We start from the raw sequence: 15,175 nt of genomic DNA, 5'->3' as shown, positions 1-15,175 counted from the left end.
GTGCGGTTTGGCGTCCTCGGTCCCCTGGAGGTGCGGTCCCCCGGCGGTGAGGAGATCTCCGTGGGTGGGCCCCGGCCGCGTGCCCTGCTCGTGATGCTGCTGCTCGACGCGGGCCGGGTGGTCGGCGTCCAGCGTCTGGTCGACGGCCAGTACGGTGACGATCCCCCCGCCGGTGCCGTCAACGCGGTGCAGGCCCAGGTCTCCAGGCTCCGCCGTAGCCTGCCCGGCGACGTGATCGAGTTCCACGCGACCGGCTACCGGCTCGTGGCCGATCCCGACGACGTCGACGTCCACCGGTTCGAAAGGCTGGCCCGCGAGGGGCGGCGGTTACTGGCGGCGGGTCGTCACGCGGTCGCCGCAGGCCCGCTGCGGGAGGCGCTCGCCCTGTGGCGTGGGCCCGCGCTGGTCGACCTGCCCTTCGGGCGGGCGTCGGCGGCCCGGCTGGAGGAGCTCCGGCTGGCGGCGATCGAGGATCTCGCCGAGGCGGAGTCGGCCCTTCCCGAGGGCGGTTCGGCGGCTTCGGTGGCGGAGCTGCGGCGGTTGGTAACGGCGCATCCGCTGCGGGAGCGGCTCAGGGGCCGGTTGATGCTCGCCCTGCGGGCGGCGGGGCGGCAGGCCGAGGCGCTGGTCCTGTTCGAGGAGGGTAGACGGCTGCTCGCCGAGGAGCTCGGTGTCGATCCCTCGCCCGAACTCGCCGCGATCCATCTGGCCGTCCTGCGCGCCGAGCGGCCCGCGCCGCCGGCACGGCGGAGGCTCGCGGCCCAGCTCACCAGTTTCGTGGGACGCGAGCGGGAGTTGGAGCGTATCGCCGCGCTGCGCGATTCGCGGCTGATCACGATCACCGGGCCCGGCGGCACCGGCAAGACCCGGCTCGCGATCGAGGCGGCCGGACTCGGGCGGCGCGAGGTGTGCTTCGTCGACCTCTCCCCGCTCGACGGCCTCGCTCCACCCGGTGGGCGGCCCCCCTCCCGCGATCCCGCTCCGTCCGAGGGCTCCGTCCCGTTCGACGGTCCTGTCCAGGCCGGTGGCGGTGACCAGGTGGCGCGGGCGGTGTTCGCCGCGCTGGGGTTGCGCGAGCCCGGGTTCCACGCGCCGCGCCCGGCCGATCTCGCGGAGCACCTGGTGGCGGCGCTCGCGGGGCAGGAGTTGCTCCTGGTCCTCGACAACTGCGAGCACGTGAACGCCGCCGTCGCCGTGCTGACCCGCAGGTTGCTGGGAGAATGCCCCGAGCTGGCCGTACTGGCCACCGGCCGTGAGCCTCTCGGCATCACCGGCGAGACGCTGGTGCCGCTGGCACCGCTGGAGAGCCCGCCGCCGGACTCCCCGCCGTCCGTCGCCCTGGCCTGTCCGGCCGTGCGGCTTTTCGCCGACCGGGCGGCGGCCGTACGGCCGGGATTCGAGGTGCGGCAGGACAACGTGGGGGCGGTCGTCCGGATCTGCGCGGCGCTGGACGGGTTGCCGCTGGCCATCGAGCTGGCGGCCGCGCGGCTGCGTTCCTTCACCGTCGAGGAGATCGCCACGCGTCTGGAGGAGTACGGCCGGTTCCGGCTGCTGTCGCGTGGCGACCCCACGGCGGCGGCCCGTCACCGGACCCTGCGCGCGGTGGTGGAGTGGAGCTGGGACCTGCTCTCGCCCGGTGAGCAGGTGCTGGCCAGGCGGTTCTCCGTGTTCGCGGGAAGCGCGTCCCTGGAGGCGGTGGAGGCGGTCTGCGAGGTGGAGGACACGGCCGGGCTGCTGGCCGACCTGGTGGACAGGTCACTGGTCGAGACGGACGGCGACCGCTACCGGATGCTCGACACGATCAGGCTGTTCTGCGCGGAACGGCTGGCCGAGGCGGGGGAGGAGGAGCGCCTGCGCGGCGATCACGCCCGCCACTTCCTCGACTTGGCGCGGCGCGCCGATCCCCACCTGCGCCGGGCAGAACAGCTCCGGTGGTTGGCCAGGCTCTCCGCCGAGCACGGCAACCTGACGGCCGCGCTGCGCTGGGCCGTGCGCGACGACAGGGAGACGGGGCTGCGGCTCGTCGCCGCGCTGGCGGCGTACTGGTGGCTGTGCGGCCGACGCGGCGAGGCGGGGGAGGCGGCGGCCGAGCTGCTCGCGGCGACCGGCCGCCCTCTCGCCGGGCTGGAGGAGGAGTACGTCATGTGCGTGGCGCACGCCGTACCCCGGGCGCTGCCCGAACACTGGGAACGCGCCGAAGCGATCATGTGGTCGCGGGATGGGCCGCTGCGCTACCCCTTCGCCGCGGCACTGTGGGGCATGTCAGCCGGTCCGCCGGAGTCGACGCCGCCCACCGGGCCCGAGAGCGACCGGCTGTTCGGCTCCGATCCGTGGAGCCTGGCCCTGGCCGGGTTGAGCCGTGCCCTGCTGAAGGTGCTCGGTGGTGATCCGGCCGAGGGCGAGCGGGATCTGGAGGGAGCGCTGGCCCGTTTCCGGTCCCTCGGGGAACGTTGGGGGACGGCTCAGGGGCTCGACTGGCTGGCTCTGGTCGCGGGCTGGCGCGGTGAGTGGACACGCGCCTACGACCTGTGGCGGGAGGCACTGGAACTGCTGGAGGAACTCGGTGCCCTGCAGGAGAGCGCGGACGTACTGGGGCGCAGGGCCGAGGCACTGACGCGTGAGGGCGACCTCGACGCCGCTGCCGCCGACCACCGGCGCGCCGGAGAACTCGCCCGGAGGGCGGGCGCGCCGGACGTGCCCGTCGTGACACATCTCGGGCTCGGACAGATCGCGCGGCTCGAGGGTGATCTCACCGAGGCCCGTCGCCGGATCGAACTGGCGCTTCGAGGGGCGGCGACCGGGGCCTTCGGCGCGGAGTCGGCACGGGCACGCGCGTTCACCGAGCTGGGACGGCTGGCCGAGGCCGAGGGCGACCTCGCGGGGGCGGCGCTACACCATCGCCGGGCGCAGGCCCACGCGCGCAGGTCGCCGCTGGCGGTGGACCTCGCCGACGCCGTCGAGGGCCTGGCGGGAGCGGCACTGCTCGAGAAGGCGGGGACACGGGCGGCGCTGCTGCTCGGCATGGCGGTGGCACTGCGTGGGACGGCCGTGGCCCGAGACCGCGACGTCGCGGGGGTCACCGCGAGCGCTCGCGACCTGGTCGGCGCGGAGGCGTTCGCGTCGGCGTACGCCCGAGGAGTCGCGATGCGCCATGACGAGGTGATCGCGGAACTCGGCCAGGAAGACGAGTGAAAGCGTACGCCCCGGGAGAGGGCCGAGGTCGTTCGCTCCGGGGAGAGGTGCGGGCGTCCGGCGCGCCCTGACGAGGTGCCCGGTCCGGGCGACGGCGGGAAACGCTCGGCGACGAGGGTGGTTGACGGCACTCGGCGCGGAGGGCGTCAGGCTGTCAGACGGTGGTCAGTGGGATGTCAGCGCTCCTGACGAACCTCGTGGGCATGAAGAACACCACGGTCCTCATCTCCGGGGCGAGCATCGCCGGACCCGCACTCGCCTACTGGCTGAGCCGCTCCGGCCACACCGTCACCGTCGTCGAGCGAGCGCCCGCGCTCCGTCCGGGCGGCCAGGCCGTCGACTTCAAGGGGGAGACCCACCGCGTCGTGCTGGAACGGATGGGAATCCTCGAGGAGGTGCGGCGGCGACAGACCGGCGGGACCGACCAGACCATCGTCGACGCGGACGGCAGGCGGCTGGCGGTCATGCCCGGTGAGTTCAGCGGCGGTGACATCGAGATCTTCCGCGGCGACCTCGCCGCCCTGCTGTACGAGAGGACCGAACAAGACTGCGAGTACGTCTTCGGCGACTCCATCACCTCACTGACCGACACGGGGGACGGCGTGCACGTCACCTTCGAGCGTGGCGCGTCGCGTACCTTCGACCTCGTGGTGGGCGCCGACGGTATCCACTCCAATGTGCGGCGGCTCGCCTTCGGCCCCGAGTCCGACCACGTGCGCTTCCTCGGCCACTACTACGCGCTGGTCGACCTCGACACGGGTGCCGGCAACGTGATGTACAACGAGCCCGGCCGGATGGTGGCGCTCGGCGGACCCAAGTCGCCCACGTTCCTCGTCTTCGCCTCCGAGCGGCTCGACTACGACCGCTACGACGTGGAGGGACACAAACGCATCCTGGCGGACGCCTACCGGGGTATGGGGTGGCGGGTTCCCGAGCTCATGGCCGGGCTGCCGGAGGCGCGTGACCTCTATCTCGACTCGATCAGCAGGGTCGAGATGGACCACTACGCCAAGGGCCGGGTGGTGCTGCTCGGCGACGCCGCCTACGGCAACACCCTGGGAGGTTTCGGCACCGGTCTGGCCGTCGTGGGCGCGTACGTGCTGGCCGGGGAGCTGGCGGCGGCCGGTGGCGACCATCGGACGGCGTTTCGCGAGTACGAGGAGGTTTTCCGCGGCTACGCGAGGGTGTCGAGGAGCGGCAGCGCCGGGCCCTTCCTCGCCCCGGCGACGTGGCGGCGGATCAGGATGCGGAACTGGATCTTCAAGCGCCGGTTCCTGCTGCGGGCGCTGCTCAGACTGACGGACAGGTTCGCCACCGACATCAGGCTCAAGGACTACCCGGCGCTCGCCGGGACCTCCGCCGCGACATGAACGACGGTGGCCGCGAAGGGGTCACGGTGTGGGCGCCGCCTTCTTCAGGAGGTTCGCGCGCCGGAGCAGGGGGCGGTCGCGGGCGGTGCCGATCAGGGTGCCCGCGTGCCCGGTCAGCACGGTGCAGCCGCCCGCGTCGCACAGGTCGGTCCATCCGGCCGGGGTCGCCACCGGCAGTCGCGTGCGGATCCTGCCGTCCGCGTCCGCCAGGTACAGCCGGCCGTTCATCGCGGTCAGGGCCACGGCGCCGGAGGTGGCCTCGACCAGGCTCCAGGCCGAGGTCTCCGGGTCGAGCAGCCACAGGCCGTCCGCGGCGGCGGCGAACAGCTCGCCGTTCACCATGCCCAGGCCGACCCCGCCGCGGGGCCCGTCGGCGAGGGTGATCCAGCCGTGCTCGGGGTCGCGGTGGACGAGCCGGTCGTCGGCGGTGAGACCGTACAGGCCGATCGGGTGGACGGTGGTGGCCTCCCTGGGGGTGGCGAGGGCGACGAGGGCGGGGGCGGTGCCCGCGGGACGCCAGCGCAGGTTCTGGCCGGAGACCTCGCGGGTGAGCAGCGAGCCGCCGGAGGTGGCACCGTACAGCAGGGAGTCGAACACGGTCAGCGCCTGGATCTCGTCCGCGGCGCCGATGGTCTCCCAGCCGTCCGCGCGCACCGAGAGCCGGTCCAGCACGTTGCGGGTGATCCGGTCCACGACCGGGTCGTGCAGGGTGTTTCCCCAGTTCACGGTGGAGGCGGTGAAGACCGTCCCGGCGCCGAGACCGAAGACGCCCATCGTCGCCATGCCGCCCTGGCCGTACCGGTGCCAGTGGCGCAGGTCGGCGGTGGCGAGGATGACGAAGGACGGCGGGGTGCCGTCGCGTCCGGTGGCCACCGGCACGCCGTCCTCCTCGACGAAGTCGCAGGCGTCCGTCTCGTAGCCGATGGCGCCCTTGCCGAACGTGTCGCCCTCGTCCAGCTTGGTGCCCTCGAACACCCAGTGTTCGGGGAAGCGGACGGTGTAGGTCTCCTCGTGCATGAGTCGCATGTACGGGCCCCACGTCCCGGCGCCGCGCCGGAAGCTGACTCCGGTCAGGCCGTTCTCCGGGCGGTTCACCGGCGCGCTCGACCACTCGACCGTGGTGAGGGCGGGATCCACCGCGGCCATCGGGTCGGCGACCGCGTCGCGGTAGCAGACCATGGTGCGCCCCTCGTCCTCCAGCCGGAACTGCCACCAGCAGGTGTTGCCGGAGAAGACGGCCATGTTGCCGCCCCGGCGGACGAACTCCTCCACGCTGTCGCGCATCCCCGCCGACCAGTACTCGTCGTGTCCGCTGATCATCAGCAGCCGGTGACCGGAGAGCAGCTCGCGCCCGGAGTGCAGGTCCAGGGCCGAGCAGTAGTCGACGTCGTACCCGGCGGGGCCCAGCCAGCGGATCATGCCCTCCTCCCAGCGCTCGGGCGGCGGCCCGCCGCCCGGCCGGTCGAAGGAGACGCGCGCGGCGCGGGTCGGCTGCTCGGTCCAGTAGATGGACTCGCCGGGGATGCCTGCCCGGTTGTAGGCCTGCCAGGTCGGGAACGGGATCGACAGCAGGACCGGTGAGCGGGGACGGGCGGCCCGTACGACGAAGTAGACCTCGCTGCTCTCCTCGTCGGCATGGAAGATCGCCCGGTAGAGCGAGCTGCGCCAGCCGGGGGAGACCTCCAGCGTCCACAGCGGCCCGGTGAACTCCCCGTCGAGCACGGCCAGGTCGGTGGCCACGTCCTCGACCAGCACCGAGCCGCGCAGCGGGGCGCGGGAGGCGCGGGCGAGGTGGAAGCGGAGCGCGCCGCCCTGGACGCAGGACGTCGACTCGGCGTAGGCGTGGATCGTCAACCGACCGGCTCCAGCACCTCGCGGAACGCGGCCTCGACCAGCAAGGACTCCAGGTCGAGCAGGTAGCGTTCCATGGCGGGGCGGGAAAGACAGCCGGTGTCGGCGGTGAGCGAGACGCCCAGCCCGCCGGGCTCGTCGGTCACGTGCAGGCAGAAGCGGCAGTTGAGCCGTTCCTGGCTGAGCGGCCAGGTGAGGGTCGTCTCGTCCAGCGCCCGCCGCACGCTTCGCTCGTCGGGGGAGGCGTCCACCCGGTCGGTGAAGCGCATGTCGTTGAAGCAGCAGTACGGGTGGATCCGCACCCCCCGCTCCCGGCCGGCCCGCTCGGTGAGCCGGTCCCGGTCGTCCGGGTCGTGGTATGCGGACCGGTAGGCGCGCAGCGCGGCGGGCTTGGCCGCGCGCAGCAGCTCGGTGAAGCCGCCCTCGCGCAGGTCCAGCACGAACAGGCCCTCCTGGGAGAGCGTGGTGACCGCGTTGACGGTGTCGCCGCGGAAGCGGTTGCTCACGATCGGCAGCATCACGCCCAGGTCGTGGCCGGTCACCCTTCCGGCCAGCGCGGACGCGGCGGCGAGCAGGACGGTCGAGGTGGCCGCGCCGCGCACCGCGGCGATCCGCCGCACGGCCAGGTCCATCGCCCGTGAGACCAGGTGTGCCCGCCAGATCGGGGGATCCTCGGCGGCGCCGTCCGTCCGCCGCTCGAACACGGTCGGGGGGATGCGCCGGTACTCGCTCGCCCAGTGTTCCGCGGCCACCGCCGCGACCTTCAGACCGTGCTGCGAGCCCTGCCAGCGGGCCAGCTCCAGCGGTGAGGGCGGGGTCGGGCCGGGTACGGAGCCGCGCAGCAGGAGCAGCCGCAGGTCCGTGATCGCCACCTCGGCGCCGAGGCCGTCGGCCGCCAGGTGACAGAAGACGAGCACGATGTGGGTGACCTCGTCGCGGTCGACGACGAGCCCGATCCTGAGCGGCCATTCGCCGCCGTAGTCGAACGCGGTCTTCGCCAGCGCGTCCCGCAGCCGCTCGGGGTCGCCCTCCGACACGGTGACCGGGATGGAGCCGTCGGCGACGAGGACCTGCCACGGCTCCGCGCCGTCGTTTGCGCGGGAGCCGCCTTCGCGGGGTGTCGTGCCGCTCGCGTGGACCGCCTTTCCGTACGGCGTCGTGCCGCCCGCGTGCGCCGCGTTCCCGTGCGGCGCCTCGCCGAGCCTGGTGCGCAGGGACTCGTGCCGTTCCACCAGGGTGCGCAGCACCTCGGCCGCTCCCGCCACGGTGAGCGGCCTGGCTCTCCTGGGTACGGCGAGCACGCGGCCGAAGTTGAAGTAGTGGTCGTCCGGTGCCGTCTTTCTGATCGTGTCCCAGATGGCCCGCTGCCCCCAGGTCAGCGGTGCCATTCCCGAGCGGCTCCCCGAGAACCGGATGTCCATGTGTCTCCCCCGTTCGGAGCTGGGTTCAGGAACGCGCGCTTCGCGCCTCGTTGATGTGGCGTTCCAGCGCGTCGAGGTCGTCGAGCAGGTCGAACCCGTCGCCGGACAGGTCGATCTCGATCCCGAACTCGGTCTCCACCGCGTCGATCAGCCGCATCTGCGCCAGGGAGGTGACCCCCAGCGCGGACAGCGGGACCGTGGCGGCGAGTGCCTCCCCGGCCGTGACCGCTCCGTCGGACGCCGAGGCGACCATCGCCGCCAGCCGTTCCCTAACCATTGCGGGCCCCTCTCCTGCGGTCTCCGGCGCCGCTCGCCGGGATCCGGATCCAGTTGTCGAACATTTCCGGACTTTTCATGAACTTCTCGCGCTGAGCGGGCGCAGGTCGGTCCAGACGCGGTCGATGTGGGCGAGGCACTCCTCCTTGCTGCCGGAGACGCCCTCCTCTCGCCAGCCGTCGGGAAGGTCCCGGCCGTCCGGCCAGATCGAGTACTGCTCCTCGTGGTTGACCACGACGCGGTGACCCATCTCAGCTCCCGGTTTCCATGAGGCGCTCGGCCTCCTCGTCGGACATCTCAGCCAGCTCGGCGACGAGCAGCTCCTCCACCGCCGCCGCGAGGTCGGCCACGGTGCTTCTGGCGAACAGGGTGCGGATCGGCACCTCCACCTCGACGGCGGCGCGGAGCCTGGCGACGGCGCGGGTGGCGAGCAGCGAGTGCCCGCCCAAAGCGAAGAAGTCGTCGAAGGCGCCGACCTCCCCGACGCCCAGCACCTCGCCGAAGATCTCGGCCACCAGTTCCTCGGCGTCACCGCGCGGGGCGGTCCTCGGCCGGGAGCCGGCCTCGGGCGCGGGCAGCGCGGTCCGGTCGAGCTTGCCGTTCGCGGTCAGCGGCAGGACGGCGAGACTCACCCAGGCGGCCGGGACCATGTAGGCGGGCAACGTCGCCGCCAGGTATCCGGCCAGCTCGTCTCCCGTGGCCGTGCCGACGACGTAGCCGACCAGCGTCTCTCCGCGGACCGCCACCGCCGCCTGGCCGACGCCCGGGTGGGCGAGCAGCCGCGCCTCGATCTCGCCGAGTTCGATCCGGAAGCCGCGTACCTTGACCTGGTCGTCCAGGCGGCCCAGGAACTCCAGCCGCCCGTCGGACCGCCAGCGCGCCAGGTCGCCGGTCCGGTAGATCCGCTCTCCGCCGAGGGCACCGGGAACACCGGGATCACCGGAGACACCGAGGGTGGGGAAGCGCTCGCCCGTGAGGTCCGGTCTGCCCAGGTAGCCGACGGCCACCCCGGCCCCGCCGACGCACAGCTCACCCGGCGCTCCCGGCGGCACGGCCTCACCGGAGCCGTCCAGAAGCAGGACCGAGGTGTCGGCGATCGGGACGCCGATGGGCGGGCGTCCGGGGGAGCCGTCCAGTTCGGCGGCGGTGGCGATGATCGTCGCCTCGGTCGGGCCATAGGTGTTGACCAGCCGCACCCTGTCGCCGAAGCGTTCCCGCCAGCGGGTCACGGCCGCCTCGTGCACCTGCTCGCCGCCGAGGATCACCAGCCGCAGCGTCGGAGGCCAGGAGATCTCGTCGATGTCGTCGACCAGCGCGTGCCAGTACGCCGTCGGCAGGTCGAGCACGGTGACCTGGTCGAGGTGGTCGGGCAGGGTGACGCCGCCCTCGGGCAGCAACTCCAGCCGGGCCCCGGCGGCCAACGCCGGATAGATCTCCTCGGCGTGGGTGTCGAAGCTCAGCGAGGCGAACTGGACCACCCGGTCTTCGGGGCCCAGCTCGTACGCCTCGCGCATCCACGCGACGCGGGCGGCCAGGTTGTGGTGCGAGACCACGACCCCCTTGGGCGTTCCGGTGGATCCGGAGGTGTAGATCACGTAAGCGGCCGAGCCGGGCGCGGGGACGCTCGTCGGGACGTTCACCGTGCCGTTCAGCATGGCGGGAGGGCGTTCGTTCGTGTGCGCGCGTGGCGTTCCCGGCGGCAGGCGGTCGCCCAGGTCCGCCGAGGTGAGGACGAGGGAGGCGGCGCTGTCGTCCAGCATGAAGGCGAGCCGCTCGGCGGGATGGTCCGGGTCGAGCGGCAGGTAGGCCGCCCCCGCCCGCCAGACGGCGAGCAGGGCCGCGACGGCGTCGGGCGACCTGTCCAGGCAGACGCCGACCACGTCGCCGGGCACGACCCCCCGCCCCCGCAGCAGCGCCGCGAGTTCGTCCGCGCGGGCGTCCAGGTCGGCGTAGCCGAGCGTGGCACCCCCGCATCCGATCGCCGTCGCGTCCGGCGTGTCCCGTACGGTCGCCGCGAACAGGGCGGGCACCGGGAGCGCGGGGGGTCGCGCGGGTCCCCGCGAGAGGCGCCGCAGCAGGGCGTCGTCCTCCCCGGTGCGCAACGGAAGCTCGGAGATCCGGTCGCCGGACGCCTCCGGCAGCGCGGTGAGCAGCAGGCGGAACCGCGCGGCCATCGCCTCGATCGTGGACCGGTCGAACAGTTCGGCGTCGTAGACGAAGCTGAGCGTGAGCTCGTGCTCGTCCTGCCAGGCCTCCAGCATCAGTTCGAGCTTGGCCTGCCGCATGCCGTGCTCGAACCCCGTCGTGGTCAGCCCCGCGAAGGCGTCGCGGGGCCGGCCGACGTCCTGGGTGTGCAGGATGAGCATGGTCTGGAACAGCGGCGTGCGGGTGAGGTCGCGCTCGACCCTCAGGGCCGCCACCAGTTCCTCGAACGGCACGCCCTGGTGGGAGAAGGCGTCCAGGACGCCGATCTGGGTCTCACGGAGCAACTCGGCGAAGGTGGGGTCGGCCGACAGGTCGCCGCGCATGACCAGGGTGTCGCTGAGATAGCCGACGACCGGTTCGAGCTGGACCCGGTCCCGGCCCGCGGTGGCCGTACCGACCAGGATGTCGCTGTGCCCGGTGTGCCGTGACAGCAGGACCTGGTAGGCGGCGAGCAGGACCATGAACATGGTCGCGCCGTGCTCCCTGCCCAGCCGGGCGAGGGCGGCGGCCTCCGCCGCGTCCAGCCGGACGTTCGCCACGTCGCCGCGCCTGGCGGCACCCGCGGTACGCGGCCGGTCGACAGGAAGGTCCAGCGGGGTGGGGTCGGCGAGCCTGTCCCGCCAGTAGCCGAGCAGGTCGCCGAGATCGCGCCCGCGCTGCCAGAGGGCGACGTCGCCGAACTGGAGCGGGACCGGCGGCAGGGCGCCGGCGCCGGAGTACAGGTGCGACACCTCGTCGAAGATGAGGTTGAGCGACCAGCCGTCGCCGAGGATGTGGTGCAGCACGACGCACAGGACGTGGTCGTCCTCGGCGATCCTGATCAGGGTGACCCGCAGCGGCGGCCTGGCGCCCAGCTCGAAGGGCGCGTTGGTCAGGGCCGCGACCAGCTCCAACGCCCCGGCCTCGCCCGCCGCGTCCGTCTCCTCGACAGCCACCGGCCCCGGCGGGTCGACGACCACGACCGGCACCCCGTCCACCTCGGGAAAGCGGGTGCGCAGGCTCTCGTGCCTCGCGACGGTCCCGGCGAGGGCGCCGGCGAGCGCGTTCCGGTCCAGCGGCCCGCGCAGCCGCGTGACCAGGCACATGTTGTACGACGCGTCATCGGGATCGAGCCGGTTGAGGAACCAGAGCCGCTCCTGCCCGAAGGAGAGCGGCGGGACGGTCCCCTCCGGCCGAGGTCGCGGCCCGTCGCTCCTGTCGCCGGACGCGGTGGCGATCAGTTCTGCCACGGACGCGGTGGCGATCAGGTCCGCCACGGACGCGGTGGTGATCTGATCCGCCACGGACGCGGTGGCGATCAGATCCGCCAGCGCGGCGACCGTCGGCCGCAGGAACACCTCCCGCACGGGCACCTCCATCCCGGACAGCGCCGTCAGCCGCGCGGTGACCATGGTGGCCAGCAGCGAGTGGCCGCCGAGGGTGAAGAAGTCGTCGTACGCCCCGACCTCCGCGGTCCCGAGCACTTCGGCGAAGACCTGCGCGACCATCCGTTCGCCCGGGGTGCGGGGGGCGATCGCGTCCGGTGAGGGCGCCGCGTCCACGTCGGGGAGCGCGTTGCGGTCGACCTTCCCGTTGGGGGTGAGCGGCAGGGTCTCCACCTCGACGAACACGCTGGGCACCATGTAGCCGGGCAGCTCGCGCGCGGCGTGTTCCCGAAGACCGTCGAGCGCGCCCACGCCCTGCGCGCGTCCCGTTTCCGTGCCGTCCGTTCCCACGTGACCTGCTCCGGACCCGCCCGTTCGCGCACGACCCGTTTCCGCGCCGCCCGTTTCCGCGCCGCCCGTTTCCGCGCCGCCCGTTTCCGCGCCGCCCGTTTCCGGGCGGTCCGGTCCGGTGGGCGCGGCGTCCGTCTCAGAGAGGGCGGCGGGTACGGCGAAGGCGACCAGGCGGTCTCCGCGCACCACGACGACCGCCTGCCGCACGCCGGGGCAGGCGTCGAGCACGGCCTCGATCTCGCCCAGCTCGATACGGTGACCCCGCAGCTTGACCTGGTTGTCGGTCCGGCCGAGAAACTCCAGGGTGCCGTCGTTACGCAGGCGGACGCGGTCTCCCGTCCGATAGTGCCGCGAACCGCCGGGGCCGGGGACGAAGCGCTCGGCGGTCAGGGCGGGGCGGCCGAGGTAACCGGTCGCGACCCCCTCGCCGCCGATGAGCAGCTCCCCGGCCACCCCGATCGGGCACGACCCGCCGCCGAGGTCGACGACGTGGACGACGGTGTTGGCGATCGGGCGGCCGATGACGATCTCGCCGGGGTCCTCGGGAACGTCCCAGGCCGTGGACCAGATGGTGGTCTCGGTCGGCCCGTAGACGTTGACGAGACGGTCGACCCGGGGACGCAGCTCGCGGGCGAGCCGGGGGGCGAGTGGCTCGCCGCCGGTCAGGCCCACCACGCGCGGCAGGTCGCCGGTGAGCAGGACGCGCCATCCCGAGGGCGTCGCCTGGACGTGGGTCACGCGCTCGTCCCGCACGAGCCGGGCGAGCCGTACCCCGTCGCGGGCCGTCTCCGCGTCGGCGACGACCACCCGTCCTCCCGTCACCAGCGGCAGGTAGAGCTCCAGGGCGGAGATGTCGAACGACAGCGAGGTCAGCGCGAGCCACACGTCCTGCGGCGAGGACCGTACCAGGTCACGCATGGCCAGCAGGAAGTTGGTCAGTGCCCGGTGGGGTACCACGACGCCTTTCGGCCGGCCGGTGGATCCCGAGGTGTAGAGCACGTACGCGGTGTCGTCGGGAAGCGGCCGGGCGGGTGCCGCGGGGACCAGCGCGCCGGTCACTGTGCCGGTTACTGCGCCGGTTACTGCGCCGGTCGCTGTGCCGGTCGCCTCGCCCGTCATCGGGGGGAGGTCGTCGAGGCCGGTCAGGACGAGCGCCGCCGCGGAGTCCTCGATCACGTACGAGACGCGGGCCTCGGGGTAGTCGGGGTCGACGGGAAGGTAGGCCGCGCCGCTCATCGCCACGCCCAGCAGGGCGACGAGCATGTCGGCGCCGCGCTCCATCCGGACCGCGACGAGCGAGCCGCGCCCGATCCCGGCCGCGCCCAGCCGTCCGGCCAGCTCCGCCGCCCGCCCGGCCAGCTCCGCGTACGTCAGTTCCCGCGCGGCGGTTCCGTCCACCGGCGCTCCCTCGCGCACCGGTTCGTTCGTGGTGAGCGGGGTGGTCCCGGCCGGCGTCGCGGCGGGGGCGGGTGTGGCGCGTACCGCGATCGCGTCGGGGGTCGCCGCGACCTGTTCGAGCAGCAGGTCGACGAGTGTGAGCTCCGGTAGTTCGGTCGCGGTGTCGTTCCACTCCTCCAGCAGGTCGAGCTCGGCGTCCGGCAGCATCCGCAGCGAGCTCACCGGAGCGCCCGGATCCGCCACGGCGGCCGTGAGCAGCTCCTGGAAGCGGGCGATGATCCGTTCCACGGTCTCGTGGTCGAACAGGTCGGTGCTGTAGATGGCGGTGCCGTTCAGGGCGCCGTCCTCGCCACGGTAGAGGTCCACCGAGAGGTCGAGCCGGGCGCGGGCCCAGCCGTTGGGGAAGTACGTGGCGTCGAGGCCGGGCAGCGGCTCGTCCGGTTCGCCGTGGGTGTGGAAGGCGAACAGGGTCTGGAACAGGGGAGTGCGGCTCAGGTCCCGTTCCACGTCGAGATCGGCCACGAGGCGCTCGAAGGGGACGTCCTGCCGCGAGAGCCCGTCCAGCACGACCCTGCGAGTGCGCCTGAGCAGCTCCTCGAAGGTGGGGTCGCCGGAGACGTCGCAGCGCAGGGCGAGGGTGGTCGAGAGGAAACCGATCATGGTCTCCAGTTCGGTGCTGCCGCGACCGGCCGAGGGGGTGCCCACGCAGAAGTCGCTCTGGCCGGTGTGCCGGTGCATCAGGACCTGGTAGGCGGAGAGCAGCACCATGAACGGTGTGCACCGGGTGCGGCGGGCGAGGTCGCCGATCGAGGCGATCAGGTCGGGGGCGATCCGGAAGTCGACCTGGGCGCCCGCGCCGGTCCGCCGGGCCGGGCGCGGCCGGTCCGTGGGGAGTTCCAGGGGAGGCACCCCGGCCAGCCGCTCGGTCCACCAGCGCAGCTCGGAGTCCTCGGGACGCTGGGCGCGGGCGTACTCGCCGTACTGCAGGGGCAGTTCGGGCAGCGGGGCGCCGCCCCGGCTTCCGTAGTGGACGGCGACCTCGGAGCGGAGCACGCTCAGCGACCAGCCGTCGCCGTTGATGTGGTGCAGGACGACGCAGAGCACGTGGTCGGCGGGGCCGAGCTCGATCAGCGAGACGCGGAACGGCGGCGCGGCGGCCAGGTCGAAGGCCGTGTTGGTGAGCGTCGAGACCAGAGCCGCGGCTTCCCGCTCGCCGGGGGCGGTGAGGTGCTCGACCGTCACCGGCGACGGCGGCTCGACGATCGCGACGGCCTCCCCGGCCACTTCACGGAACCGGGTCCTCAGGCTCTCGTGCCGTGCCGCCACGGCGGTGAAAGCAGCGGCCAAAGCGATCTTGTCAAGGCGACCTTTCAACCTGTAAACATAGGATGTGTTGTAGGCCGAGTCGCTGGGGTCGAGCTTGTGGAGAAACCAAAGCCGTTGCTGACCGTACGACAGGGGGTATTCCGTCCCTGTTTGACCGGTTGGAACGGTCTCCGGTGGGAACACAAAGGGCTCCTTTGTCGGCCACGGGCCCGTTAGTTCACGCAATCGCGTTGGAGGTTGGTACGCAAAAAACCCACTCTGTGCCTATTTGACCAGTTAAGTGGGCGTCGGGAAAGGTCTCTTTCTGGAAAGAAACCTTTCAGTTAGCTCCGCGGTCGTCAGTGTTACACCTTCGTCCTGAGGGCGCAAGGGTCACTTTCGCGCGTTTTCAGTTCCTTTGTGAACCCCCTCCCCAAAGTCT

The 15,175-nt window shown here is 72.8% G+C and carries 7 protein-coding genes; 2 read left to right on the top strand and 5 right to left on the bottom strand.

All coding sequences use genetic code 11. The features are described 5' to 3' along the window. Positions 1–3,192: an AfsR/SARP family transcriptional regulator gene (locus tag ABT352_RS12210; RefSeq protein WP_350944664.1), complete on the top strand. Its 3,192-nt coding sequence runs from the start codon at positions 1–3 to the stop codon at positions 3,190–3,192. Between the two features lie 203 nt (positions 3,193–3,395). Further along, entirely contained in the window at positions 3,396–4,562 is a 1,167-nt protein-coding gene (locus tag ABT352_RS12205; RefSeq protein ID WP_350944663.1) for an FAD-dependent monooxygenase, read from the top strand. A 21-nt stretch (positions 4,563–4,583) separates the two neighbouring features. On the opposite strand, the gene ABT352_RS12200 is transcribed toward ABT352_RS12205, so the two are convergent. The 5 genes from ABT352_RS12200 to ABT352_RS12180 all read right to left on the bottom strand — a co-directional run bounded on the left by ABT352_RS12200 (position 4,584) and on the right by ABT352_RS12180 (position 14,937). Continuing rightward, on the bottom strand, positions 4,584–6,416 hold the full coding sequence (locus ABT352_RS12200) for a N,N-dimethylformamidase beta subunit family domain-containing protein (protein WP_350944662.1): 1,833 nt from the start codon (positions 6,414–6,416) through the stop codon (positions 4,584–4,586). After that, positions 6,413–7,834 (bottom strand): condensation domain-containing protein, encoded by a 1,422-nt coding sequence (locus tag ABT352_RS12195; RefSeq protein WP_350944661.1) that lies wholly within the window; start codon positions 7,832–7,834, stop codon positions 6,413–6,415. The genes ABT352_RS12200 and ABT352_RS12195 overlap by 4 nt, the downstream gene beginning before the upstream one ends. Positions 7,835–7,859: 25 nt before the next feature. Further along, positions 7,860–8,111: an acyl carrier protein gene (locus tag ABT352_RS12190; RefSeq protein ID WP_350944660.1), complete on the bottom strand. Its 252-nt coding sequence runs from the start codon at positions 8,109–8,111 to the stop codon at positions 7,860–7,862. Between the two features lie 75 nt (positions 8,112–8,186). Continuing rightward, positions 8,187–8,360, bottom strand: a complete 174-nt coding sequence (locus tag ABT352_RS12185; RefSeq protein WP_350944658.1) for an MbtH family protein — start codon at positions 8,358–8,360, stop codon at positions 8,187–8,189. Position 8,361: 1 nt separating this feature from the next. Then, a complete protein-coding gene (locus ABT352_RS12180; RefSeq protein ID WP_350944657.1) occupies positions 8,362–14,937 on the bottom strand; it encodes a non-ribosomal peptide synthetase in 6,576 nt (2,191 codons plus the stop codon). Positions 14,938–15,175 lie beyond the last annotated feature (238 nt).

It is taken from the genome of Streptosporangium sp. NPDC000563 (assembly GCF_040299985.1).
Taxonomy (GTDB): Bacteria; Actinomycetota; Actinomycetes; order Streptosporangiales; family Streptosporangiaceae; genus Streptosporangium.
Note: the sequence above shows the minus strand (reverse complement) of the source record. Positions and strands in the feature narration are given on the sequence as shown.